The sequence below is a fragment of the Kitasatospora sp. NPDC056531 genome (assembly GCF_042794375.1).
In the GTDB taxonomy this organism is placed as follows: domain Bacteria; phylum Actinomycetota; class Actinomycetes; order Streptomycetales; family Streptomycetaceae; genus Kitasatospora.
Map to the genome: position 1 here is coordinate 31,133 of NZ_JBHTTU010000026.1, position 22,925 is coordinate 54,057.

A 22,925-nucleotide genomic window follows, 5' to 3' on the forward strand; every position below is an offset into this window, starting at 1 on the left:
GGGGGATGCAAAACACGGGGAGGGAGAGGAGTGCAGCCGCTGTTGGGGCGAAGACGGGGGCCGGGGCGAGGACCGTCAGGGCGGAGGGGGCGCGGGCGATGCCCGCGCCGATTCCGCTCAGCTCGCCCTGCCGGTCGATGAGCCGGCGGACGAGCGGGATGGCGACGACCGATCCGACGGCGACGGTGCTCAGGGCGATGACCGTCCCGCGGACGGCGAGTACGACGGCGGACTGGCCCGGGGTGAGGCCGATCGCCCTGAGCAGGCCGAGGTCCCGGCGGCGTTCGTGGAAGCCTGCGGTGGCGGTGGTGAGCAGGTCGACCAGGCCGATGAGGGCGAGTACGAGCAGGAGGCCGACCACGCTGGCCCGCAGGGCGCCGGGCCTGGTGACCGGGCCGGTGGGGAGGCGGATCTCCGTCTGCCCGGCGAGGCCGGCGCGGGCGGGGAGGTCGCGCTGGACGGCGGCCGGGTCCTGGCCGGGGCGCAGGGTCAGTTGCCAGAAGTCCGGGTGGGTGGGGTCGCCGGGCCGGTCGAGGGTGTCGAACCCGGTGGACAGGACGCGGCCGCCGTGTTCCGGTTCGAGATTGCGTCCGACGATGTGCAGGATGCGGGGGGTGCTCCCGGTGGTGAGCCGCACCCACTGGCCGACCCGGGCGCCGAGCAGGTCGAGGGCGCCCTGCCCGGCGACGGCTTCGTCGGTGGCGCGGATCGCCCGGCCCTCGACGACGGTGTACGGGTACGGCGCGTCGGTGGTGCCGACGGCGCGCAGGGTGAGTGTCGCGGACTGGCCGGGCGCGAGGGCCTGCATCTCCGTGCCCGGGTAGACGCCCTGCACGGCGCCGTCGGAGGCCAGGGCGTCGGCGAGCCGCCCGTCGCCGGGTGTCTGATCGGGGGTGGTGCGGCGGGCGGTGACGGACGGGACGGTGGCGCCGCGATCGGGCCGGGTGACGGCGTCGAGGGTCGCCCAGGTGCTCAGGGCCAGGGTGGCGGCGACGACCGGGACGGTCAGCCGCAGGGCGCTGCCGACCAGGTCCGAGCGTCGGCGCAGGACGCTGCCGAGGCCGAGCGCGAGTGCCGGGGGCAGCCGTCGGAGTGGGCCGAGCCGGACCGGTCGGGCCGTCATGGCGGGTGGTCGGGTGCCGTCGGTCGGGGGCACGGGGGTGACCCGCGAGGCCCGCAGTGCGGGCAGTGCGGCGGCGGCCCCGACGGCGAGGAGTGCGGCGGCAGCGACGGCGACGGTGGTCGCCGTGCCGCCGGGCACGGGTCCGTGGAGCGCGTCGGTCCCGCCGCCGAGGGCCGGGACGGTGTGGACGGCGATCGCGGCACCGCCGGAGCCGAGCAGGACTCCGGTGCCGGCCAGCAGGAGCTGTTCGGCGATGAACATCCAGGCGACCTGGCCGGCGGTGAAGCCGAGCGCCTTGAGGAGGGCGATGTCGCCCGTCCTGGTCCTGATCCGCCAGCCTGCCCCGCCGGCCACCGCCAGGGCAGCGGCGAGCAGTGCGGCGAGTCCGCTGAGTCCGAGGAGCAGGCCGGCCAGCCGGTTGTCCTGCTGCCGCGCGTCCCGCGCGTCCAGCCAGGTGGTGATCCGGGAGACCCGCCCGGCGCCGAGGACGCTGACCACCCGCTGGGCCGTGTACGCGGCGTCGGAGGGACGGGCCAGGCGCAGGCCGAGGGTGAGACCCCGGGCTGCCTGGTCCGGCTGGACCAGGTCGAGGGTGTCGGGGAGTGCCCAGCCGAGGTCGTAGCCTGCGGCCTGGCTGGGCAGCTGGTCGGGGCTGTCGGCGATGCCGAGGACCTGTAGTTCGACGGCCGCGCCGTGGCTGTCGAGGACGGTCAGGTGGTCCCCGGGGTGGGCCCAGGCGGCGTCGGCCGCGGACTGTTCGAGCACGATGCCGCGGGTGTCGGCGGGGTCGAGCCAGGTGCCGGAGCGCAGCAGCGGGCGGGCTGCGCCCGGGGTGTCGCCGCGCAGCACGAGCGCGGTGCGGCCGGGTGGGCCCGCGGCGGCCGCGCCGTCTGCTCGTCGGCCGACCAGTGTGGTCTCGGCGGTCTGCTGGGGTGGTGAGACGGCGAGTACGCCGGGTTCGCGGGCGAGCACGGCGGCGGAGGGTTCGTCGGTGCCGCCCCGGGCGGCCGTGGGCGGGCGCAGGTCGATCCGGATGTCGGGTGATCCGGCGGCCTGGAACTGCCGCTGCCACGGGTCGGCGGCGGCGCCGAGCAGCGTGCCGGCAAGCAGGAGAGCGGCGGTGGTGCCGCCGGTGGCGAGGACGATCAGAAGCGCGTGGACGCGGTGCGAGCGCAGGTCGACGCGGATCCAGCGGAGCAGGGCACGCACCGGCTCACCCGCCGAAATCGATGATGTCGCGGACCCCGACGGCGCGCCGCGCGGCCGGGGGCTCCTCCACCCGGGCGTCGTCGGCGATCCGGCCGTCGAAGAGGCTGACGACCCGGTCGGCGGTGCTCGCCGCCCGCGCGTCGTGGGTGACCAGCACGATGGTGGTGCCCTGTTCGTGGTAGCGGCTGAGCAGGGCGAGGACGTCGCGGGTGCTGCGACTGTCGAGGTTTCCGGTGGGCTCGTCGGCGAGGAGCAGCTGCGGCCGGTTGACCAGCGCGCGGGCCAGGGCGACGCGCTGGCGCTCACCGCCGGAGAGCTCGCCGGGCCCGGCGGTGGCCTTGTGGGCGAGGCCGAGGTCCTGAAGGAGTTCCTCGCGGCGTTCGCGGGCGGTTCGGCCGGACATGCCCGCGAGCACCGCGGTCAGCTCGATGTTGTCAGCGACGGAGAAGTCGGGGAGCAGGTTGCCGCTCTGGAAGACGATGCCGTAGTGCCGGCGGCGCAGGCGGGCCCAGGCGGACTCCCTCAGGCGGTCGACCCGGCGGCCGTCGAGCCACAGCTCGCCCTCGTCGGGCCGGAGCAGGCCGGCGAGGAGGTGCAGCAGGGTGGACTTGCCGGCGCCCGAGGGGCCGGTGACGGCGACGAACTCGCCCCGGTCGATCCGCAGGCTGATGCCGCGGACCGCGGGTATCAGGGTCGAGCCGCTCAGGTGCGAGCGCACCACGGACTCGGCGGCCAGCAGCGGCGGCATCGGTGGCGGCATCGGCTCCGGGCCGGTCACGTGAGCTCCTCCTGGCAACGCTCCAGCCAGTCGAGGTCGGCCTGCAGGTGCAGGACGGCGCCCTCGATCAGCAGCAGCGAGGTCCGGTTGCCGCGCTCGGTGGCGGCCAGCTTGTTGAGTCCGCGCATCGTGTTGATGCAGTGCCGGCGCTGGTTGTTGATCAGCGTCAGCTGGTCGGCGAGGTCGGTGTCTTCGGCCAGGATCAGCTTCATGAAGAACTCGTCCCTGACTCGGGGCCCCTCGGTGGGCGCCTCGAACCAGCCGGCGAGTTCCTCGGTGCCCTTCTCCGTGATCTCGTAGACCTTCTTGTCCGGCCTGCCCTCCTGCGCCACCTCGGTGCCGCGGATCAGTCCGGACTTCTCCAGTCGGCTCAGGGTCACGTAGATCTGGCCGATGTTCGGCTGAGGGTACGCCGCGCCGAAGGTCTGCTCAAGCCCCTGCTTGAGCTCGTACCCGTAGGCGGGCTGCCGGGCCAGCAGCGCCAGCAGCTGATGGCGCACCGGGCGTCACCTCTTCCCTCTCGTGCCTGTTCGCTGGTTACACCTCGGTCACACAGTACGGGCAGGCGGGCCCCCACCAGCAGGGAGGCCGTATAAAGGGACGTGCGTCGGCCCCCACCCGTGCCGGCGGACCGAAGGAGCTCCATGGAAGACCGGCCGCCCACCGGGCCCGACGCGGGCCGTCGGCGCGTGGTGCGCGCGCTGGTGGGCGGGGCGGCGGTGCTCGCGGCCGGGGGCGCGTCCGCCTGGTACGGCCTGGTCGGCGGTGCGCAGGCGATGGGCGACCCGGAGGGCGTCGGGCCGGTCACGCTCGCCACCGGCCGGGACACCACCCGCTACCTGCGCGGGCTGCTGGCCGACTGGAACGCCGAGCACCCGGACCAGCCCGCCGAACTGGTCGAGCTGCCGGAGGCGGCGGACGAGGTGCACGCCCAGCTCGCCGGAGAGCTGTCGGCCGGCGGCAGCCGCTTCGACGTGCTCAACCTCGACGTGGTGTGGACGGCCGAGTTCGCGGCCCGGCGCTGGACCGTGCCGCTGGACGAGTCGGACTTCGCACTGGGCAGCTTGCTGCCGCCGGTCGTCCGGACCGGTCAATTCGACGGGCGGCTGTACGCGGTACCGTTCGTCGCCAACGCCGCTCTGCTGTACTACCGCAGCGACGTGCTGGACGCCGCCGGCGAGCAACCGCCCACCACCTGGGCCGACCTGGCACGGCAGGCACGGACACTGGCCCCCGCGCACGGGCTGTCCGGGTACGCGGGTCAGCTGAGCCCGTACGAGGGACTCGCCGTCAACGCCCTGGAGGCGATCCGCTCGGCCGGCGGGGACCTGCTCGCCGGAGACGGAACCGTGGTGGTCGACAGCCCGCAGGCCCGGGCCGGCCTGGAGTTTCTGGCCGGCGGCGTGCGCGAGGGCTGGATCCCGCGCGAGGCGCTCGGCTACCAGGAGGAGGAGTCCCGCGAGGCCTTCGGCCGGGGCGGCCTGCTCTTCCTGCGGAACTGGCCGTACGTCTACCACGCGGTCGGCGCCGCCGGTTCCCCCGTGGAGGGGCGGTTCGGCGTGGTGCCGCTGCCCGGCCCGAACGGGCCCGGCAGCGGTGTGCTGGGCGGCTCGGGGCTGGCGGTCAGCCGGTTCTCCCGGCGCCAGCGCACCGCGCGGGCACTGATCGGCTACCTGACGAGCCGCCGGGCGCAGTCCCGCGTGCTGACCGAGGGCGGGCTGCCGCCGGTCTGGGCCGACCTCTACGCGGACCCGGACCTGACGGCTCGGTTCCCGTACCTGCCCGTGCTGCGCACGGCGATCCTGGCGGCCGGGGCGCGCCCCGGCGTGCCGCAGTACCAGCAGCTGAGCCTCGCGTTCAGCGAGACGGCGTTCGAGGTCGTGTCGGGCCGTCGGCCCGCCGGGGCGGCGCTGCCCCGGCTGGCTGCGGAGCTGCGCGCCGTCGTCGGCTGAGTCGACGCCGACGACGGCCCGTGGGCGGTCAGCCCCTGTTTCGCGAGGCCTTACCCGTGAGTACCTAACATGTATCTATCCCTGACTCGATGCCTCGTCGTGTAACTCCTGGGAAACTCCATCAAACAAGGGCTTAACAGTGCTGGCATCTGCCTGCTATACCTAACGCGAATGCATAACCGTTGGAGTAGCGAGATGCTCAACCCCACCCTCCCCGACGGCGACGCGGTCACCCTGCCGCGCGCTCGTTCGCACGCCCCTACCACCCCCGCCGCCCGTGCCTGGTGGCGCGACGCCGTGATCTACCAGATCTACGTGCGCAGCTTCCGTGACGCCGACGGCGACGGCGTCGGCGACCTCGCCGGCGTCCGGGAACAGCTGCACCACGTGCGGCAGCTGGGCGCCGACGGCGTCTGGCTCAACCCGTTCTACGTCTCGCCCCAGCACGACCACGGCTACGACATCGCCGACCACTGCGCCGTCGACCCCGTCTACGGCGACCTCGCCGAGTTCGACCGCCTGATGGCGGACTGCGGACTGCTCGGTCTCAAGCTGGTCCTGGACGTCGTCCCCAACCACTGCTCAAGTGATCACCCGTGGTTCCAGAAGGCTCTGGCCAACGGCCCCGGCAGTCCCGAGCGGGCGCGGTTCCACTTCGCCGACGGGCGCGGCCAGGACGGGGAACTCCCGCCCAACAACTGGCGGGCCATGTTCGGCGGCCCGGCCTGGACCAGGATCACCGAGGCCGACGGCCGGCCCGGCCAGTGGTACCTCCACCTGTTCACCCCCGAGCAGCCCGACTTCAACTGGCGCAACCCCGATGTCGCCGTCCACTTCGAGGAGGTGCTGCGGTTCTGGCTCGACCGCGGCGTCGACGGCTTCCGGATCGACGTGGCAGCCGGGCTGTACAAGCACCCAGAACTGCCGGACTCGCCCGACCCGGACGCGGACGAGCGCACCCGCGACTCGGTCAACCCACTGGCCTGGAACCAGCCGGAGGTGCACGACATCTGGCGGCGGTGGCGTGCCATCTGCGAGCAGTACACCGCCCGCGACGGCCGTGAACGGCTGCTGGTCGGCGAGGCCTCCGTGCCCACGCCGGCGGAGCAGGCGCTGTACGTGCGGCCCGACGAACTGCACCAAGCCTTCTTCTTCCACCTGCTGCACGCGCCGTGGGACCTCGCGCACTTCCACCGGGTCATCGACGACGCCGTACGGGACATCACCGGCACCGGGTCGACCGTCACCTGGGTGCTCAACAACCACGACCAGGTCCGCACGGTGAGCCGGTTCGCGGGGGAGGACCCGGCCTCCGGCCCCGCCCGGGCCAAGGCCGCCGCCCTGCTGATGCTGGCCCTGCCCGGAGCCGCCTACATCTACCAGGGCGAGGAGCTCGGGCTGCCCGAAGTCCTCGACCTGCCGGACGAGTTGATCACCGACCCGATCTTCCGCCGGACCGGTAGCCGCACCGGGATCCGCGACGGCTGCCGGATACCGCTGCCGTGGTCGGGCACCGGGGCCCCGTTCGGGTTCAGCCCGCCGGACAGCCCGGCCGCCCCCTGGCTCCCGCAGCCGGACTCCTTCGCCGCCCACACGGCCGAGCGGCAGCGGGCCGACGCCGGATCCGTCTTCCACCTGTACCGAACCGCCCTCCAACTGCGTCGTGAACTCCCGCAGCTGGGCGAGGGGACGCTGCGGTGGCTGGAGACCCCGCCCGGGGTCCTCGCGTTCGTCCGCGGCGAGGGCCTGGTGTGCGCCGTCAACTTCGGCGACACCCCAGCGCCGGCTCCGGTCGCCGGTCCGCCCCTGCTGGCAAGCGGTCCGTGCGCCGACGGCCTCCTGCCGCCCGCCACCGCCGCCTGGTGGATCAACCACGCTGCTGCCAGCACCATCTGACTGACCATCACATCACGAAACCCCCACCCGCCTCACGGAAGAAGACTCGACGATGAGACTCCGTAGCGCTCTCCCCACCCTGGCCGCCTCCGTCGTGCTGGCCGCCACCGCAACCGCCTGCGGCAGCGGAGGAGGCGGCGCCGCCGCCGACTCCGCCACCCAGGGACTCAAGGGACAGACCCTGACCGTCGCCGCCGTGTGGAGCGGCACCGAGCAGGAGAACTTCAAGAAGGTGCTGGACGCCTTCACCGCGAAGACCGGCGCCACCGTCAGCTACACCTCCACCGGTGACAACCTCTCCACCGTGGTCGGCAGCAAGATCGAGGGTGGCGACCCGATGGACGTGGTCATGGTCGCCCAGCCCGGCGTGATCAAGCAGTTCGCCGACAAGGGCTGGCTGGCGCCGCTCTCACCCCCCGTCACCGACGCCGCGAAGAAGAACTACGCCGGCATCTGGTCCAGCCTCGGCACCGTCAACGGCACCCAGTACGGCCTCTACTTCAAGGCCGCCGACAAGTCGACCGTCTGGTACAGCCCCACCGCCTTCGAGAACGCCGGCGTCCAGCCCCCGACCACCTTCGACGACCTGCTGAAGGCCGGCCGCACGCTCGCCGACTCCGGCACTCCGGCCTTCACCGTCGGCGGCCAGGCCGGCTGGACCCTGACCGACTGGTTCGAGAACGTCTACCTCTCCCAGGCCGGACCGGAGCTCTACGACAAGCTCACCCGGCACGAGATCCCGTGGACCGACCCGTCGGTCCTCAAGGCCCTGACCACCCTCGGCAAGGTCTTCGGCGACAAGCAACTCGTCGCCGGTGGCGGGCAGGGCGCCCTGCAGACCGACTTCCCCACCTCCGTCCAGCAGGTCTTCGGGGCACAGCCCAAGGCCGCCATGACCTATGAGGGCGACTTCGTGGGAGGTGTCATCGCCTCCGAACTGAAGAAGCAGGTCGGCACCGACGCCAAGGTGTTCCCCTTCCCCGCCGTGGACGGCGGCAAGGCCCCGGTGATGGGCGCGGGCGACGCGGCGGTCGTCCTCAAGGGTGCCAAGCACCCCGAGGCCGCGCAGAAGTTCGTCGAGTTCCTGGCCGGCCCCGAGGCCGCGACCGTCTGGGCCAAGGCCGGCGGCTTCATCTCGCCCAACAAGTCGGTCGACCCGTCCGTCTACCCCGACGACACCACCCGGCAGTTCGCCAAGTCGGTGATCGACGCCGGCGACACCTTCCGCTTCGACATGTCGGACCAGGCCCCCGCCGCGTTCGGCGGCACCGCGGGCCAGGGCGAGTGGAAGGACCTCCAGGACTTCCTCGCCAACCCCTCCGACGTCCAGGGCGCCGCGGCCAAGCTCGAAGCCGACGCGGCCAAGGCCTACAAGGGCTGATCCACCATGTCTCTGCGCTCACCCCGCAGCGGCCGGGCATCCGGTGGCGCCGTCCGGCGCCACCGGGGCCTCGCCCTGCTCTTCGTCCTGCCCGCCCTGCTGCTGCTCGGCGCCCTCGTCGTCTACCCCATCGGCTATTCGGTGGCCCGCAGCCTCTTCGACGCCTCCGGCCACCGCTTCGTCGGACTCGACAACTACGGCACCGCCTTCACCGACCACGCCACCCTCACCGCCGTGCGCAACAACGCGATCTGGGTCGCCGTCGCCCCGGCGCTGGTGACCGCCATCGGACTGGTGTTCGCGGTGCTCACCGAGAAGATCCGCTGGGCCACCGCGTTCAAGCTGCTCGTCTTCATGCCGATGGCGATCTCCTTCCTCGCCGCCGGGATCATCTTCCGCACGGTGTACGACGCGGACCCGCACCGCGGCGTGCTCAACGCCGCCGCGGTCGCCGTCCACGACACGTTCAACGACCGGCCGACCTACCCGGGCGCCCACCCACGCCCCAGCACGGGCCTCGACCAAGCCCAGGACGGCGACGTCACGGCGCCCACCAGCACGCGCGTCGTGCTGCTGCCGCTGGTCGGCGTGCAGCCCGGCGCGCTCCCGGCCACTGCCCGGACGGCCCAGGAGCCGGCCGGTGGTGACGGGGTCAGTGGCACGGTGTTCCTGGACTTCGTTCCCGGCGGCGGCGGCCACCCCGGCCGGCTCGACGCCGGGAAGAAGGGCCTGCCCGGCGTCACCGTCCAACTCCGGGACGGTGGAAGGACGGTCGCCACCACGACCACGGCCGACGACGGAACCTTCCGCTTCGGCGCAGCCCCCTCCGCCACCACCTCGGTGGTGATGCCGGCCGCGAACTTCGCCGCCCCCTACCGCGGCATCGACTGGCTCGGCCCTGCGTTCATCACCCCGGCCGTCATCGGCGCCTACATCTGGATCTGGGCCGGCTTCGCCATGGTCATCATCGCCGGGGGCCTCGCCAACCTGCCCCGCGAGACCATCGAGGCGGCCAGGATCGACGGCGCCGGCGAATGGCAGATCCTCCGCCGCATCACCGTGCCCCAACTCGCCCCGGTCCTCGGCGTCGTGTTCATCACCATGGTCATCAACGTGATGAAGATCTTCGACCTCGTGTACATCATCGCGCCCGGACCGGTGCAGCAGGACGCGAGCGTGCTCGCGCTCCGGCTCTACCTGGTCTCCTTCGGCGGCGGCAACGACCAGGGCCTCGGCAGCGCACTCAGCGTCCTGCTGCTGCTCCTGGTCGTGCCGGTGATGCTTCTCAACGTCCGACGCTTCCGAGGGAGCCGCGCATGACCACCACCCAGGCGGCCCCGTCCGCCCCCACCACCGTGCCCGCACCGGTGCCTGCCGGCCGGCCCACCCTGCCGCTCACGACCCGGCTCGCCGCCCTCACCCGGAGCGGCCTCGTCCAGGCCGCGCTGATCGTGGCCGCCGTTGCCTGGCTGGTGCCCACCGTCGGCCTGCTGGTCTCCTCACTGCGCCCCAAGCAGGTCGCCGCCACCGGAGGCTGGTGGACGGCACTGACCGAGCCCGCCCAGCTCACCCTGCAGAACTACACCGCGCTGCTCGGCGGCGGCGACGTCCCCAAGGCGCTGTGGAACACCGTGCTCATCAGCGTCCCGGCGACCCTGCTGACCGTAGCCCTCGCCGCGGGCGCCGGCTACGCCTTCGCCTGGATGCGCTTCCCCGGCCGGGACGCCGTCTTCCTCGGCGTGGTCGGACTGCTGGTCGTCCCCGTCCAGGTCGGGCTCATCCCGGTCGCCAAACTGGAGGGTGCCGTCGGGCTGTTCGGCACCATCCCCGGCGTCGTGCTGTTCCACGTCGGCTACGGGCTGCCGTTCGCCGTGTTCCTGATGCGCAACCACTTCCTGGAGATCCCCGCCGAACTCCTGGAGGCGGCGCGGATGGACGGCTGCGGGGAGTGGCGGATCTTCCGTACCCTCGCCCTGCCGCTCGCCGCACCGGCCGTCGCCTCGCTGTGCATCTTCCAGTTCCTCTGGGTCTGGAACGACATGCTGGTCGCGCTGATCTTCGCCGGCAACGACTCGCAGCCGCTGACCGTCTACCTGCAGTCCCAGATGCGGCAGTTCGGCAGCAACATGGACATCCTCGCACCCGGCGCGTTCCTGTCCCTGCTGGTCCCCGTGGTGGTGTTCCTCTGCTTCCAACGGTTCTTCATCCAGGGCGCCATGGCCGGATCCGTGAAGTGACCCCGGTGGGGGCGGCGACGGATGACCCGCCGGCCGGGCTCGCCCACCAGCGCCCGTGCTGCTGAGTGCTGTCACCAGCAATTCGGCCCCGTCCGCTTCAGGAGTTCGCAGTTGCATGAACTGCTAGATGTTGGCGACGTCGGTGATGCCGGGCAGAGGGTTGGCGGAGGTGGCGGGCGGGGTGTTCTCGGTCGGCTACCGTCAAGCCCACTTGATGGAGCAGCCCATGCTCGCCCGGTGTGGCTCCGGCACGGGCTCGCCCGCCAGTACCAGGCCGATGGCGTGCCGCAGCAGCCCACCGGTGACCGGCTGTCGGTTGCCAGGGGCGGACTCGTCCGTCGCGCCGCGGTAGGCCGGCTCCCGCCGGGCGTCGTACAGGAAGAGACCGGGGCGGCGCGTTCCGTAACACCGGACCGCAGGCGTCGTGGGGCGCCCGCGGTCCGCTGTTGCGACTAGCCGACCACCGCCGGGGAGCGGGGCGCCTCGGCGGCGGCCTCCGGCTGGTAGAACTCGGTGTGTCCTTCGACGTGGAGGTGGGGCAGGCGGCGGTCCAGCCAGGTGGGCAACCACCAGTTGCCGCGGCCGAGCAGGTGCATCACGGCCGGTACCAGCAGCAGTCGGACCAGCGTGGCGTCGATCAGGATGGCCGACCCCATGCCGACGCCGATGACCTTGATCGGCAGGTCGGGCGACGGGACGAAGGCCGCGAACACGGCGACCATGATGGCCGCCGCCGCGGTGATCACCCGCGCGGTGCCCGCCAGTCCGCTGACGATGGACTCCGCGTTGTCGTTGGTGCGCAGCCAGGCCTCACGCATCCGACTCACCAGGAAGACCTCGTAGTCCATCGAGAGGCCGAACAGGACGGCGAAGGTCAGCACCGGGACAAAGGCCGGCAGCGGGGTGGGGCTGTCGATGCCGATCAGTCGGCCGGCGGTGCCGCCTTCGAGGACGAGGGCGACCACGCCGTACGCGGCGCCGACGGAGAGCAGGTTCATCACAGCGGCCTTGAGGGCGACGGCGAGGCTACGGAAGGCCACCAGGAGCAGGAGCATCGACACCGTGACCACGCCGCCGACCAGCAGCGGGATGCGGCGGGCGATGTTGTCGGTGCTGTCGATCGCGCTGGCGGTCGCCCCGCCGACGTGCACCCGGACGCCGGGGCCGACCGCAGCCGGGATGACGTGATCGCGGAGGTCGCGGACCAGGGTTTTGGTGGCGCTGGACTGCGGACCGCTGTCCGGGACGACGGTGAGCAGCAGCGAGCGGCCGTCGGAGCCGGGCACCGGAGGGGTCACAGCCGTGACGCCGGGCACCGCCTTCAGCGCGGTGGGCAGCGAGGCTGTCGCGTCGGCGGGGGTGCCCGGCGCCAACTCGGCGACCAGGACCAGCGGTCCGTTGCTGCCCGGTCCGAAGCCGGCGGCTACCGTGTCGTACGCCAGCCGGTTCGAGCGCCCGGCGGGGTCGTTGCCCGCGTCGGGGAAGCCGAAGCGCACGCCGAGGAACGGCGCCGCGAGCGCCAGCAGGACGACGACCCCGGTGACGGCACCGAGGACGCGGTGACGCTCGACGAGCCTGCTCCAGCGCAGCCAGCCGGCGCCCACCGAGCTCTCGCCCTGGACGGCGCGGCGCTGGGGCAGCGGCAGCCGGAGGCGCTCGATGTGTCGGCCGAGGTAGCCCAGCAGGGCGGGGAAGAGAGTCGCGGACGCGGCGATCACGACGAGCACGGAGAGGATCGCCGAGACCGCGGCGCCGCGCATGAACGACAGGCCCATCGCGAACAGCCCGAGCATGCTGACCACCACGGTCATTCCGGCGACCACGACCGCGCGGCCCGCGGTGTCCAGCGCGGCGACCGTGGCGGCCTCGGGTTCGAGCCCCTCGGCGCGCCACTCGCGGAACCGGGTGACCAGCAGCAGCGCGTAGTCGATGCCGACGCCGATGCCCAGCATCGCGGCGAGCGAGGTCGACCAGTCCGGGACCGGCATGATCGCGGCGAGGACCGGCAGCAGGGCGCTGCTGACCGCGAGCCCGCCGAGCGCGGTGAGCATCGGCAGGCCGGCGGCCACGACCGAGCCGAAGGTGATCACCAGGATCACGGCGGCGGCCGCAATGCCGATGCCCTCCGAGCCGATCGCGCCCTGCTCGGCCTGCTGGACCGTCATGCCGCCGAGGTGGACGCGCACGCCGCCGTCGACGGGGCGGGCGAGGTCGAGCAGCCGCTGGGTGTCCGCCTTCGGCATGTCGGGGGCGACGGCGACGTCCAGGTGGATCTGGCCGAGGGCGGTGCGGCCGTCGGCCGACACCTTGCCGCGCGGGCCGTACGGGTCGTCGATGCCGCTGACGTGCGGTACCTCGGCCATCCGGGCCAGCAGGTCCTTGACCCGGTCGCGGGTGGCGGCGTCGGTCACGCTGCCGTCGGAGGTCAGTACCAGGCTGATCGATTCACCGCCCAGCCCGGGGAAGTCCCGTGCCAGCAGCTGCTGGGCCTGCTTGGAGTCCGAGCCGGGCGCGGTGTAGTCGGCGCTGTACTTGGCGCCGAGGCCGGCCGAGAGGCCGAAGGCCGCGCCGGCGGCGAGCAGCCAGAGCAGCACCGTGCGGCCCCGGTTCCGGAAGCTCCAACCGGCTATTCGGCCGAGCGGGCCGGGCCTGTGCGGCCCGCTCTCCCCGGCGGCTGTCCGCCGATCCTCGCGCAGTCCCTGGGACATGTGGTCCTCCGTGCGTCGTCAGGGGCTCCGCCCCCGGCAAAGCGTTACGCTTCATAACGCGTCTTATGAAGCGTAACGTTTCCCTCGACGGGTACGGATTGTCAACGCGGTGACTGGCGCAGCGAGCCGATGGAGATGCGATGACGGGTGGGTCGACCGATGAGAGCGGGGGGCGGAGCCGCCGTGAGCGGCTGCGCGCCGACACCGTGGAGGAGATCAAGCACGCGGCCCTGGGCCTGATCGTCGAGCGCGGCGCCGCGAACCTCCGCTTCACCGACATCGCCCGCAGCATGGGGATGACCCCGCCCGCGCTGTACCGCTACTTCGCCGACCGGGACGAGCTGCTCACCGCCCTGGTCGCCGACTCGTACGACAGCCTGTCGGACGCGTTGACGGCGACCCGCGAGACCGTGCCGCTGGACGACCTGGACGGACGCTTCGTGGCCACCTGCACCGGCTACCGCACCTGGGCGCAGCGGAATCCGGAGCGCTTCGCCCTCATCTTCGGCTCCCCCGTGCCCGGGTACGCGGCCCCACCGGACGGACCGACCGTGGTGGCCGGCCGGCGGGCGATGGAGCACATGGTCGAACTCGTCGCCGACACGGCCGAACGCGGCCGGCTCGGCAGCCCGCTGGTGCCGGACGCGGCGGAAGCCCTGATGCTGGCCTGGGCCACCGTGCACGGCTTCGTCACCCTCGAGGCGTACGGCCACTTCCACGCGCTCGACCAGGACGCGCGGGACCGCCTCTTCGCAGTCCAGGCGGGCGTTGCCGCGCGCACCGCGGGCCTGTCGCCGGCCGTGGACCAGTGGTGACCAAGGCCCGCACGACAGACGGCCATGGCGTGGGCAGCGAGGACGGCACCATCCGCGACTCCTGCGTCTCCCCGACGCGCCGGCTGGTCCGGACTAGCCAGTACGCAACGAACTGACACGAATCCCGGCTACGGCTCCCACGAGCGGTTGCTCGACCTGGTGTGACCCGAGGTCGGCAGCCCGATGGCACCGGCTTTGCCCGCGTCCTTTGTGACCGCGGCGGCCGGCTCGCCGTCCTCGACGTTGTTCCTTGAGGAGGGCAGGCCGCCTGCACCGAGGTGCCATGAACTTCCGTTGTCCCAACTGCTCTGGTGAGCAAAAGGATTGACGATGGAAAACAGGCTTCTGGGGAAAATGACGCCCTGTTCGACGGCCCGAGGGGTTCTATCAAAGGTTCGGTCTCGTCCACGTCGACTTCAAGACCCAGTGCCGCACGCCGAAGGCGTCGTATGCCTGGTACCGCGACCTCATCGCCGCCCATCGGGCCCATCATTCAAGGTAGTTGGCCTCCAGCCGCTGTGGCATGCATGACCTCTTGGCAGCGTTCGAAGGGCTGCCTGAACGGGGCAGTCCGCAGCAGCTGCGCCGCGGCTCCTGAGCAAATGGCAGCGTGGTCGACAAGTCCGCGGCCCATTGCCAGTGGTTCGGCCACGGACCGCTCACGCGAGGGCGGACCGCCCTATGACTCCGGGGACGCCCACCACGGTGCCCACAGTGACGGGAACTACGTGTCGAGCGGTACCACAGCAGCATGACGCGGCCTGGTTCGCCTTGTCCTGGAGAAGCACGATCCACCGGAGGAGCTTTACGATGCCCAAGCGGAGGGGCGCCTGGTCGTCGTGCTGACCAGTAGGGCATGGTGGGGCTCATGGCACGTGTGGCGAATCCTGCGGCGTGGCGTTCGGTACGCGGGGCGGTCCTGCGGGTGCCCTCGGAGAGCGAAGGCGCCGTGCTCTCCGTTCTGGGTACCCGCGCCATTCTGCTGTACCGGGTTGACGGGGTCGAGCGCGGCTGGCGGCCAGCGGTTGGTGCTGAGCGGCTGGGCGCCGAATGCCGAAAGCGTCGATACGGGTGGTGCCGGGAGTGGAGCGCGGCGCATCGGGCATTGAATGTCGGGGTCGCTGTCGCGCCAAGGTGCGTCGAGATTGGCCAATAGCTCTTGCCTGTAGGAGAGTTGAGGGCAGCTGTCGGTGCGTGGCTGGAATGACAGCCCGTTCGACGGACTGAGCCGGTTCTGTCGTGATCGCGCCGCTGCCCTGGGGCGACCACGGTCAAGCCGGGGGCGGCAACCCGTGCCCTTCCCGGCATCGTTGCCGCACGACGGCGGACGCCTGGACTCGGCTGAAGGCCTGTCGGCCCTGGCCGGGCCGTGGTTCTCGAAGCTGCGCACCCTCTACTGCTCGGGGAGCACGAGGCGCCGGGCGCCCAAGGGCGTGTTGTCCGTCGCCCGGTTCCTCGTGTCCGCCGTTCGGGTGTCAGTCCGTCGGTGCGCCGCGGCCGCGACGGCGCAGGCGCAGGCAGAATCCCGCGGCACCGGCCAGCACGGCGGCGCCGACCGCCGGCAGCTGCCATGACGTCGGGGACGGCTGATCGGCAGAGGTCGACGAGGTCGTCGGACTCTGCGTCCCTGATCGCGCTTCAGGCAGGACCTGGGGCGGCGTTCCGGGCGGTGACCCGGCTGCTGTCCCCGTGCCGTCGAACAGCCCGAACCCTCCGGCGAGCCCGTTCCGGTCGTAGCCGGATCCGGGGAGTTTGTCCGCGTACCGGCCCGTCACCAGTTTCTGGTAGGCGGCCAGCGGGAGGCTCTGTCTGCCGCCGAGGCCTGTGGTGGCCTCGCTGTTGAGCGGCTCGACGTCGCCGCTCGCGGTGAGCCGGTACCAGGCGTGGATCTGCGGCTCGGTGAACGTGCGGGCGTCGGAGGTAGTGCGTTCGGCGAGCTTGAGCTCGTTGTCACCGTCCTGGATGCCCGCCAGCCGCCAGCCGCTGGCCTTGTCCGGCGGAGCGAGCAGTACGGCGGCCTGGTGACCGTCGGCCGCGCTCACCCGCGAGGCGAGGTAGGACAGCCTGAGCGCGCTCTGCGGTGTCGGCTGGGCCTTGCCCGCCACGAAGTCCACCGACAGCTCGTACATCGGAACCGGGTCCCTGAGCTGGAACGACGGTGGCGCGGCGACCGCGTTCGGGGTGTTCGGCCGACCGCCCGCACTGCCACCGTCGGCGCCGGTCCCGGCTCCGGGGGCGGTCGCCGTCCTCGCGGCGCCGAGGAAGCGGGAGACGGTGTCCTGCGTCTGTCCGGAGCGCAGCACCTGCTGAGCGGCGCCGTAGTCGGGGACATCACCCCCGCTGTCGGCCCGGGCTGTCGTGGCGGCGGCACCGACGCTCACGAGTGCGGCGGTGGTGAGGGCAACCACCTTCAGTGTCCTCATGGTTGGTTGTCTCCTCACGCGTGGATGCCGACCCGCGAGTGGGTCCATCGGAACGAGCCGTTGCTGACGTAGGTATTGAAGTTCCACCAGGTGTACGTCTGCGTACTGGGCCACGGATCGCCCACGGCGATCATGTTGCTGGTGCTGTCGTAGCCGTAGATGACGTTCATGTGCCCGCCGCCCGAGGTCCAGCCGATGCGCACCGCGAACGGCCGCCCGTTGGCTATCTCGTTGGTGACCTCGTTGAACGAGGCGTTGCGGTTCAGGTCGTAGCCGCTGTTGCGGAAGCCCATGGCGGACAGACCGTTGGCCATGTCGTCGAGCGTGGCGGGCCGGTCGTTGCAGTCCAGCCAGCGGCCCTGTTGGGCGAGGCGGCAGAAGTCGTACTGGTTGTACTGGTTGTAACCCCAGTAGGTGGCGACCGTCAGACCAGAGGCGTCCCAGCACCACTCGTCCTGGACCTGCTTCTGCATGGTGATGTCGAGTGCTGTCCAGCTGGTGGGCCGGGTGGAGCTGCAGAGCGGCAGGTTCCCGGTGTCCTCGCTGATGAAGGCGTCGGCGATGTAGTAGGCGCCGGACCAGATCCAGCGGTTGTCGTTCTCGACGGTGTCCCCCGTGGTGCGGCAGACCATCGGGATGCGGTCGGCCGGTGCGGCCTGGCCGGAGACCCGGGCCGAAAGTGAGGGGAGCACACGCTCGTTGACGGTGCTGTAGTTCCCCTGTCCTCCGATGACCGTTCCCTTGACCAGGCCCGCCTGGGCCACGGCACCGACGCCCAGCGCGGCGGCGGCCAGTACGGCGGCGATTGCCGTCACGGCCGCCCGACGCGATTTCCTGCGGTGTCTGCTCATGCGTCAGATCTCACTCCCCGTTAGGTGAATCCGAATGCGGGGGAGTCTGGCAGAGCCGCGTCAAAACCGGAACGGAGAAGTCCGGGTCACTTTGTGGCTACGCGCATAGATGGCGAGACCCGGCGTCAATAGGCAGTACCTGAAGGCCAGTTGTCGATCAGTGGCTTCAATGGTCCAGTCCACTGTTATCTCATTGTTATCCGCCGCGGTCATATTTCAGGCTGTGAAATTTCACAGAGTGAGTGCAATGTTACTCGCGATGACGGTTTCAGAAGGGGAAATTCAGGGGTCCAAAGAAGGGCTTATGCGGGGCCCGGTCGAGCCGCTCGAGTTGCCTTCGGTCGGTGTCGCTTCCGCTCCGAGATCGCGCTGACGTGTAAGTGGGCAACCCAGGGGCCGAGTTGATGAGATACAGCTAGGCCTCGCTACAATGACAGGCTGTTCGGCGAGCTGAGGGCTACCACCAGCGCTTCGGGCTGGTCCACGTCGACTTCAAGACCCAGCGCCGTACGCCGAGGGACTCGTACGCCTGGTGCCGGGGCCTGATCGCCGCCCACCGGGCGTTCCGCCCAAGGCAGTTGGCTTCCAATCGATGTGGGATGCATGGCCTTTCGGCAACGACCGAGAGGCCATCTGGAAGGCGCGGCCCGCAGCAGCTGTGCCCCGGACACTGCGCAGAGGACAGGGTGTTCGACAAGTCCGCAGCCCATCGCCAGTGGTTCAACCGTCGGCCGGTTGCGTGTGGACGGGCCGCCTTGGTACTCCGGTGAGCGCGAGGCCACCGTGTCACTCGGGGTAAGCGAACTCGACTAGGGAGAAGCGCCGTTGAGGCGCGCACGGCGACCCGATGTCGCCGCTGCGGTGGGCCACGAAGTCGACCCCGGGTCCTGGCCGCCGCCCGGGGCTGGCATGGTCGGCTGCAGTTCGCGGAGGACAACTCTTTCGCCGCCCCGACGCGGCTGCTGCCCGAGTGGGGGCTGCGGGCCGAGTTCCGGCCGACGACATGGCGGCCGACGACAGGTGCGCTGCACCTCTCTGTGGTCGTCCGGTGACTTCGAGGCTCAGCGCCGCACTCGGAGGGCGTCGTGCGCCTGGTACCGCGACCCGGTCGGTGCCCATCGGGCGTGGCGCGGGAGGTCGCGCGGGTGCGGCACCGAGGCCGGCCAAGGGCTTCTTGGGGAGCCGAGAAGCTTTCGCTGCGAACCGCGAGACGGGCGACGGGATGTATGGTGCCCGGACGGGCCAGTAATGGGATGGGGGCTGAGGGTTCACCGGTCGGCTCGAGTGAGCTCCCCATAATGGGCATGTCATGGGATTCGTCGTCGCGGCCCGGATGCGAGGACGCCGACGCGCTCGTCGTCAAGCGCCACCACCAGCAGCCCGTGCCACCGGGCCTGGGCCGCGGTCGTGGCCAGCGGGCCGCGGAGCAGGTCGAACAGCGCCTTCAGTGCCGGCCCCAGACGTTGGCGGGCCTGCCGTAACGCGCTGCCGCTCGGTCTGGTCGGCGCCAGGCCCGCCAGGCCCACGCACATCCGGTCGAAGACCTGCCGGTAGCCCAGCCCGGCGAACAGCGCCCCCGCCACCAGCAGGTACACGGTGGCCCGCGCCGGCATCGGCCGGATCCGCTGCTGGACCGCCTTCGTTTCCGCGAGTACCTCATCGACCATCTCGAAGGGCGTGATCCGGGTCATCTCGCCGATATGGCCGAGCGCTGGGGTACCCGCTACACCCCCACTTCCAAGATCATCTGGGCGGAGCAGCTGCTCTGAAGGCCCCACCCAAGAGACGCTGGCCGGGAAGACGGACAAGTGGCGCGACAGAGATCGCAACTGAGCGTCGAGGGAGCGGTGCAGCATCGTGGCGGCGGCCGGCAGCCTGATGTCGCTGCCGGGCGCGAGGCCGGCATTCGAGTCGCGGTCCCGCGACGGCATCCGCTCCTCGGCGCGTGCGGTGCCGAGGTCCGGGCCGTGCCGTTCCGTGTCAAAGTGGGGGTAAGGCGCGATGGCGCAGGTGGGAGCGGGAGAAGGCTTCCTGTCATGCGGGCACAGCCTGATCGCCCCAGGCCGACCACGGTACAGCCCGTGATCGTGCGACCGCGGAGCGAGGAGTACGCGGACCTGTTTGGGCAGGCTCCGGTGGTCTTCGCTGCGCTGAGCGGTCCGAGACACGTGCTGGAGACGGCGAATCCGGCTTTCTTCGACGCTTTCACGGGTGGCCGGGCGACCACCGGTATGCCCGTCGGGGAGCTGTTTCCGGAACTGGCCCAGCAGGGCGTCCTCGATCGGCTCGATGAGGTGTACCGCACCGGCGCCGCGTACCGGAACCGACGCGGCCGACTCGTCCTCGGCGGGCCGATGACCCAGCGGGAGGCGTTCTTCGACGTGACCTACGAGCCTCGCCGAGATGCGGCTGGCCGGGTCGACGGCGTGGCGGTGATCGCGGTCGAGACCACCGCGTACCACCACGCGCAGCTGCTGGCAGCCGAGCAGCGCGCCCTGCTGGAACAGATCGCCCGCGACGCCCCGCTGAACGAGATCCTCGACGGCATGGCGAAGGCGATCGAGGAGCTGTCCCCGGACATGATCGTCTCGGTGCTGCTCGTCGATCCTGACGGCCGTCACCTGCGGAACGGTACTGCCCCACGCCTGCCCGATTTCTACAATGAAGCGATCGACGGGATCGCCATCGGCGACGGCGTCGGCTCGTGCGGTACCGCCGCCTACCGGCAGGCAGCGGTGATCGTCGGCGACATCGCCACGGATCCTCTGTGGGAGGGCTACCGAGAGCTCGCGAAGCGGGCGGATGTCGCGGCGTGCTGGTCTACGCCGATCCAGGGCCTGGACGGCCGCCTGTTGGGCACCTTCGCGATCTACCACCGCACCCCCAAGGTGCCCGAGGACAAGGACGTGGCGCTCAGCGCGGCCTTCGCGCGCATCGCCGCTCTCGCGATCGAGCGCCACCACGCGGTGGAGGCACGCCGAACCGCTCAGGAGCGGGAGAAGGCGGCCCGTGAGGACTTGGCCTTCGTCCTGGACGCCAGTACCGCCATCGCGCACGAGCCGCACTACTTCGACTGCCTCGAGCGCATGGCCCGGCTGTCCGTGCCGGCTCTGGCGCCGCTGTGCGCCGTCCACGTGCTCGAGAACGGTCAGGTCCAGGGGATCGCCGTCGCCGCCGCCACCCGAGCCGAGGAGGACCTGCTCGCCTTCCCCGAACTGCGCGGCGAGGTCGACAGCGCGGTTGCCCGCGTGCTGGCCTCCGGTACTACCGAGACCGGCCAGGTCGGCTCTAGCCCGGACGGCTCGTGCGCGCAACTCGGCATCACCGGCTACGTTTGCGTGCCGCTGGCCACCCGCGGCCGCACCTTCGGCGTGCTGACCCTCCTGGCCACTGAGCGGCCGCTGGACGGCCACGCCGTCGCGCTGGCCGAGGAGCTCGCCCGCCGGGCCGCCTCCACTGCCGACAACGCCCGCCAGTTCAGCGACCGGGCCAGGCTCGCCCACGACCTGCAGTCCGGCCTGCTGCCTCCTGAGCTGCCCGAGATCCCCGGCGCGGATCTGGCGACCTCCTACCGCCCCGCCGGTGAAGGCCTCGATGTCGGGGGCGACTTCTTCGACGTCTTCCCGCTTCCCGACGACCGCTGGGCACTCATGATCGGCGACGTGTGCGGGCGCGGCGCCCGGGCCGCCGCCACGACCGGCATGGTCCGCCACAGCGCACGCGCCGCCGCCCGTCTCGTACACGACCCCGCGGCGGTGGTTGCCGCTATCAATGACGCTCTGGTGAATGGCACGGCCGACGAGGACTCCTTCGTCTCACTCGTCTACGGCGAACTGCGGCACACCACAACCCACCTGGCGCTCAACCTGATTCGCGCCGGCCACGTACCCCCACTCGTACGACGAGCCGACGGCACGATCGAGGAACTCACCCACCCGGGCCTGCTGCTGGGCATCGGGCCCGACCCCGCCCCGTCTCCCCGCAGCATCGACCTGTACCCGGGTGACAGCCTGCTCCTGGTCACCGACGGCATCACCGAGGCCCGCTCCGCGAGCGGCGAACTCTTCGGGGAGGAGCGCCTGGCCGACGCCTTCGGCATGTTCCGGGCCTTGTCCCCGACCGCCGGGGCGCTCCTCGAATCGGTCTCCGCCGCGGTCGCCGCCTTCGCCGACGACACCACGCACGACGACCAGGCCATGCTGGTCCTCATGGCTACCTGAGGTCGTCTCTGTGAACTCCCGCGACGGAGACGACGCCGACCGCAGGTGGAACCGCGCAAGCCGGAACGACTGGGTGGCCGTCTGCTCGCCGCCCGCGGGGGAGGGTTCCGTCGGTTCCGTATGAGGAGTGCGGGCCGCTACAAGCGTGGCTGGGTGAGCGAGCCCGGTTCGGTGCTGGCGAGGACGCCGCGCTGAGCGGTCATGTCACCTGGCGGAAGTCCCTCATACGAGGGGTGGCAGTGGCCGGCGGACGACTTCGGTGGCCTCGTCCAGGGGACGCCGAACATTCGCAGCACCAGCTCCGCCATCTCCTGCGGGGCTCGATCGTCATTCCCACCGGGCTTCGTGAACCGCAGCTCCACCAGTGCCGGCAGGGAGCCCACCATCGCGGAGAGCGTACGGTGACAGCCTGTTCGACGGGCCGAGGGCTACCACCAGCGCTTCGGCCTGGTCCACGTCGACTTCGCGTCGCAGCGCCGCACGCCGAAGGCCTCGTACGCCTGGTACCGCAACCTGATTGTTAATCATCGAGCTTGGCATTCACGGTAGTCGAGCTCCGGATCGGACGTTGCACCCGTCGGACTCGATGCAGCTTCGGCAGGGCCTTGGGAAGCAAGCTCATGGCTGCTCAGCGCATTTGAGGAGGTAATGACAGGGTGTTCGATGGATCCGGTGGTCTTCACCAATGGTTCGCTGGTGGCCCGACCACGCGAAAGATCGGCCCCCGACGAACCGTTCCAGACGCCAGGACGTCGTCACCGTGGTCGGCCTCACCTGGCTCCACGTGGCCTTGTTGTGCGACCAGTAGGCGTACCCGGCCGACTACCTGGAGCCGCGGACCCCGGCCCTCCGGTCCTGGCGCTGGCCGTATCGTCACCATGTGACACCGAGACCACCGCGCAGGATTCGCGTCGACGGACTTGCGTACCGTTGGACGGTCCAGGCCGTCGACCCCGGCCATGTCGCTGTCCGCGTCTGGCTCGACGGGCCCGGTCGGCGTCGCCAGATCGTCGTCTCCGTGGAGTTCGACGACTACTGGCTGCTTTTCCCGGAAATCTTGGCCAGGGGTGAGACGGCCGCTGAGCCGCTCAACCTCGAACCTGTCACACCCGGCCTGACAGCCGCCCTCGTCCGCGCCGGTATCGCAGCCGGGTGGCAGCCGGAGGCGGCGCGGGAGCCTTTGCACTTCGTCATGGTCGGTGACAGGACGGCATTCGTCCTTGTCGGGGAGACGAGTCGGTGAACCCCGAAGCGCGCATCCGGACGGCCGGCAGTAGCGCGTCCGCCACCGAAGCCAGGGCGCACGTCACGGGACCGGACACCGCCGAAGTC

15 protein-coding genes and 3 pseudogenes are annotated in these 22,925 nt (G+C 71.3%); 11 read left to right on the top strand and 7 right to left on the bottom strand.

Annotated features, from left to right (window positions below; all coding sequences use genetic code 11):
• From ACFQ87_RS22120 to ACFQ87_RS22130, 3 genes are all read right to left on the bottom strand, one after another.
• The coding region (locus ACFQ87_RS22120) for an FtsX-like permease family protein (protein ID WP_380612512.1) at positions 1-2,332 on the bottom strand (2,332 nt) is incomplete at its 3' end.
• A gap of 4 nt (positions 2,333-2,336) precedes the next feature.
• A complete protein-coding gene (locus tag ACFQ87_RS22125) occupies positions 2,337-3,092 on the bottom strand; it encodes an ABC transporter ATP-binding protein (protein ID WP_380612561.1) in 756 nt (251 codons plus the stop codon).
• A 14-nt stretch (positions 3,093-3,106) separates the two neighbouring features.
• Positions 3,107-3,610: a PadR family transcriptional regulator gene (locus tag ACFQ87_RS22130; protein WP_380612513.1), complete on the bottom strand. Its 504-nt coding sequence runs from the start codon at positions 3,608-3,610 to the stop codon at positions 3,107-3,109.
• 144 nt (positions 3,611-3,754) lie between these two features.
• Between ACFQ87_RS22130 and ACFQ87_RS22135 the strand changes: the two genes are divergently transcribed.
• The 5 genes from ACFQ87_RS22135 (at position 3,755) to ACFQ87_RS22155 (ending at position 10,576) form a co-directional block, all read left to right on the top strand.
• Positions 3,755-5,062, top strand: a complete 1,308-nt coding sequence (locus tag ACFQ87_RS22135) for an ABC transporter substrate-binding protein (protein WP_380612514.1) — start codon at positions 3,755-3,757, stop codon at positions 5,060-5,062.
• Positions 5,063-5,257: 195 nt separating this feature from the next.
• Positions 5,258-6,958, top strand: a complete 1,701-nt coding sequence (locus ACFQ87_RS22140) for a glycoside hydrolase family 13 protein (protein ID WP_380612515.1) — start codon at positions 5,258-5,260, stop codon at positions 6,956-6,958.
• A gap of 52 nt (positions 6,959-7,010) precedes the next feature.
• Positions 7,011-8,339: an ABC transporter substrate-binding protein gene (locus tag ACFQ87_RS22145; RefSeq protein ID WP_380612516.1), complete on the top strand. Its 1,329-nt coding sequence runs from the start codon at positions 7,011-7,013 to the stop codon at positions 8,337-8,339.
• A 6-nt stretch (positions 8,340-8,345) separates the two neighbouring features.
• Positions 8,346-9,659, top strand: a complete 1,314-nt coding sequence (locus ACFQ87_RS22150; protein WP_380612517.1) for a carbohydrate ABC transporter permease — start codon at positions 8,346-8,348, stop codon at positions 9,657-9,659.
• Positions 9,656-10,576, top strand: a complete 921-nt coding sequence (locus tag ACFQ87_RS22155; protein WP_380612518.1) for a carbohydrate ABC transporter permease — start codon at positions 9,656-9,658, stop codon at positions 10,574-10,576. Before ACFQ87_RS22150 ends, ACFQ87_RS22155 begins: the two co-directional genes overlap by 4 nt.
• Before the next feature lie 452 nt (positions 10,577-11,028).
• On the opposite strand, the gene ACFQ87_RS22160 is transcribed toward ACFQ87_RS22155, so the two are convergent.
• A complete protein-coding gene (locus tag ACFQ87_RS22160) occupies positions 11,029-13,284 on the bottom strand; it encodes an MMPL family transporter (protein WP_380612519.1) in 2,256 nt (751 codons plus the stop codon).
• A 140-nt stretch (positions 13,285-13,424) separates the two neighbouring features.
• On the opposite strand from ACFQ87_RS22160, the gene ACFQ87_RS22165 reads away from it, so the two are divergent.
• Together ACFQ87_RS22165 and ACFQ87_RS22170 are read left to right on the top strand one after the other, a co-directional pair.
• The gene (locus ACFQ87_RS22165) at positions 13,425-14,099 is read left to right on the top strand and encodes a TetR/AcrR family transcriptional regulator (RefSeq protein WP_380612520.1); all 675 of its coding nucleotides are present in this window, start codon (positions 13,425-13,427) and stop codon (positions 14,097-14,099) included.
• A gap of 376 nt (positions 14,100-14,475) precedes the next feature.
• Positions 14,476-14,601, top strand: a pseudogene (locus tag ACFQ87_RS22170) (family 1 glycosylhydrolase); the annotation flags it as partial.
• 973 nt (positions 14,602-15,574) lie between these two features.
• Here ACFQ87_RS22170 and ACFQ87_RS22175 read toward each other — a convergent pair.
• Together ACFQ87_RS22175 and ACFQ87_RS22180 are read right to left on the bottom strand one after the other, a co-directional pair.
• Positions 15,575-16,522: a hypothetical protein gene (locus ACFQ87_RS22175; protein ID WP_380612521.1), complete on the bottom strand. Its 948-nt coding sequence runs from the start codon at positions 16,520-16,522 to the stop codon at positions 15,575-15,577.
• A gap of 14 nt (positions 16,523-16,536) precedes the next feature.
• Positions 16,537-17,373, bottom strand: a complete 837-nt coding sequence (locus ACFQ87_RS22180) for a papain-like cysteine protease family protein (protein WP_380612522.1) — start codon at positions 17,371-17,373, stop codon at positions 16,537-16,539.
• Between the two features lie 449 nt (positions 17,374-17,822).
• On the opposite strand from ACFQ87_RS22180, the pseudogene ACFQ87_RS22185 reads away from it, so the two are divergent.
• Positions 17,823-17,936, top strand: a pseudogene (locus ACFQ87_RS22185) (family 1 glycosylhydrolase); the annotation flags it as partial.
• 744 nt (positions 17,937-18,680) lie between these two features.
• On the opposite strand, the gene ACFQ87_RS22190 reads toward ACFQ87_RS22185, so the two are convergent.
• Positions 18,681-19,304, bottom strand: a complete 624-nt coding sequence (locus ACFQ87_RS22190; protein WP_380612523.1) for a transposase domain-containing protein — start codon at positions 19,302-19,304, stop codon at positions 18,681-18,683.
• A gap of 150 nt (positions 19,305-19,454) precedes the next feature.
• Between ACFQ87_RS22190 and ACFQ87_RS22195 the strand changes: the two genes are divergently transcribed.
• The 3 genes and pseudogenes from ACFQ87_RS22195 to ACFQ87_RS22205 all read left to right on the top strand — a co-directional run bounded on the left by ACFQ87_RS22195 (position 19,455) and on the right by ACFQ87_RS22205 (position 22,836).
• Positions 19,455-21,593: a SpoIIE family protein phosphatase gene (locus ACFQ87_RS22195; RefSeq protein ID WP_380612524.1), complete on the top strand. Its 2,139-nt coding sequence runs from the start codon at positions 19,455-19,457 to the stop codon at positions 21,591-21,593.
• A gap of 420 nt (positions 21,594-22,013) precedes the next feature.
• Positions 22,014-22,142: pseudogene (locus ACFQ87_RS22200) on the top strand (family 1 glycosylhydrolase); the annotation flags it as partial.
• 469 nt (positions 22,143-22,611) lie between these two features.
• On the top strand, positions 22,612-22,836 hold the full coding sequence (locus ACFQ87_RS22205; protein ID WP_380612525.1) for a hypothetical protein: 225 nt from the start codon (positions 22,612-22,614) through the stop codon (positions 22,834-22,836).
• Positions 22,837-22,925 lie beyond the last annotated feature (89 nt).

Excerpts from the sequence above, each read along its gene's own strand:
- ACFQ87_RS22190 (WP_380612523.1), bottom strand. The coding sequence starts at position 19,304 with ATGCCGTCGCGGGACCGCGACTCGAATGCCGGCCTCGCGCCCGGCAGC.
- ACFQ87_RS22135 (WP_380612514.1), top strand. The coding sequence starts at position 3,755 with ATGGAAGACCGGCCGCCCACCGGGCCCGACGCGGGCCGTCGGCGCGTG.
- ACFQ87_RS22145 (WP_380612516.1), top strand. The coding sequence starts at position 7,011 with ATGAGACTCCGTAGCGCTCTCCCCACCCTGGCCGCCTCCGTCGTGCTG.
- ACFQ87_RS22155 (WP_380612518.1), top strand. The coding sequence starts at position 9,656 with ATGACCACCACCCAGGCGGCCCCGTCCGCCCCCACCACCGTGCCCGCA.
- ACFQ87_RS22125 (WP_380612561.1), bottom strand. The coding sequence starts at position 3,092 with ATGCCGCCACCGATGCCGCCGCTGCTGGCCGCCGAGTCCGTGGTGCGC.
- ACFQ87_RS22150 (WP_380612517.1), top strand. The coding sequence starts at position 8,346 with ATGTCTCTGCGCTCACCCCGCAGCGGCCGGGCATCCGGTGGCGCCGTC.
- ACFQ87_RS22165 (WP_380612520.1), top strand. The coding sequence starts at position 13,425 with ATGACGGGTGGGTCGACCGATGAGAGCGGGGGGCGGAGCCGCCGTGAG.
- ACFQ87_RS22180 (WP_380612522.1), bottom strand. The coding sequence starts at position 17,373 with ATGAGCAGACACCGCAGGAAATCGCGTCGGGCGGCCGTGACGGCAATC.
- ACFQ87_RS22160 (WP_380612519.1), bottom strand. The coding sequence starts at position 13,284 with ATGTCCCAGGGACTGCGCGAGGATCGGCGGACAGCCGCCGGGGAGAGC.
- ACFQ87_RS22140 (WP_380612515.1), top strand. The coding sequence starts at position 5,258 with ATGCTCAACCCCACCCTCCCCGACGGCGACGCGGTCACCCTGCCGCGC.
- ACFQ87_RS22175 (WP_380612521.1), bottom strand. The coding sequence starts at position 16,522 with ATGAGGACACTGAAGGTGGTTGCCCTCACCACCGCCGCACTCGTGAGC.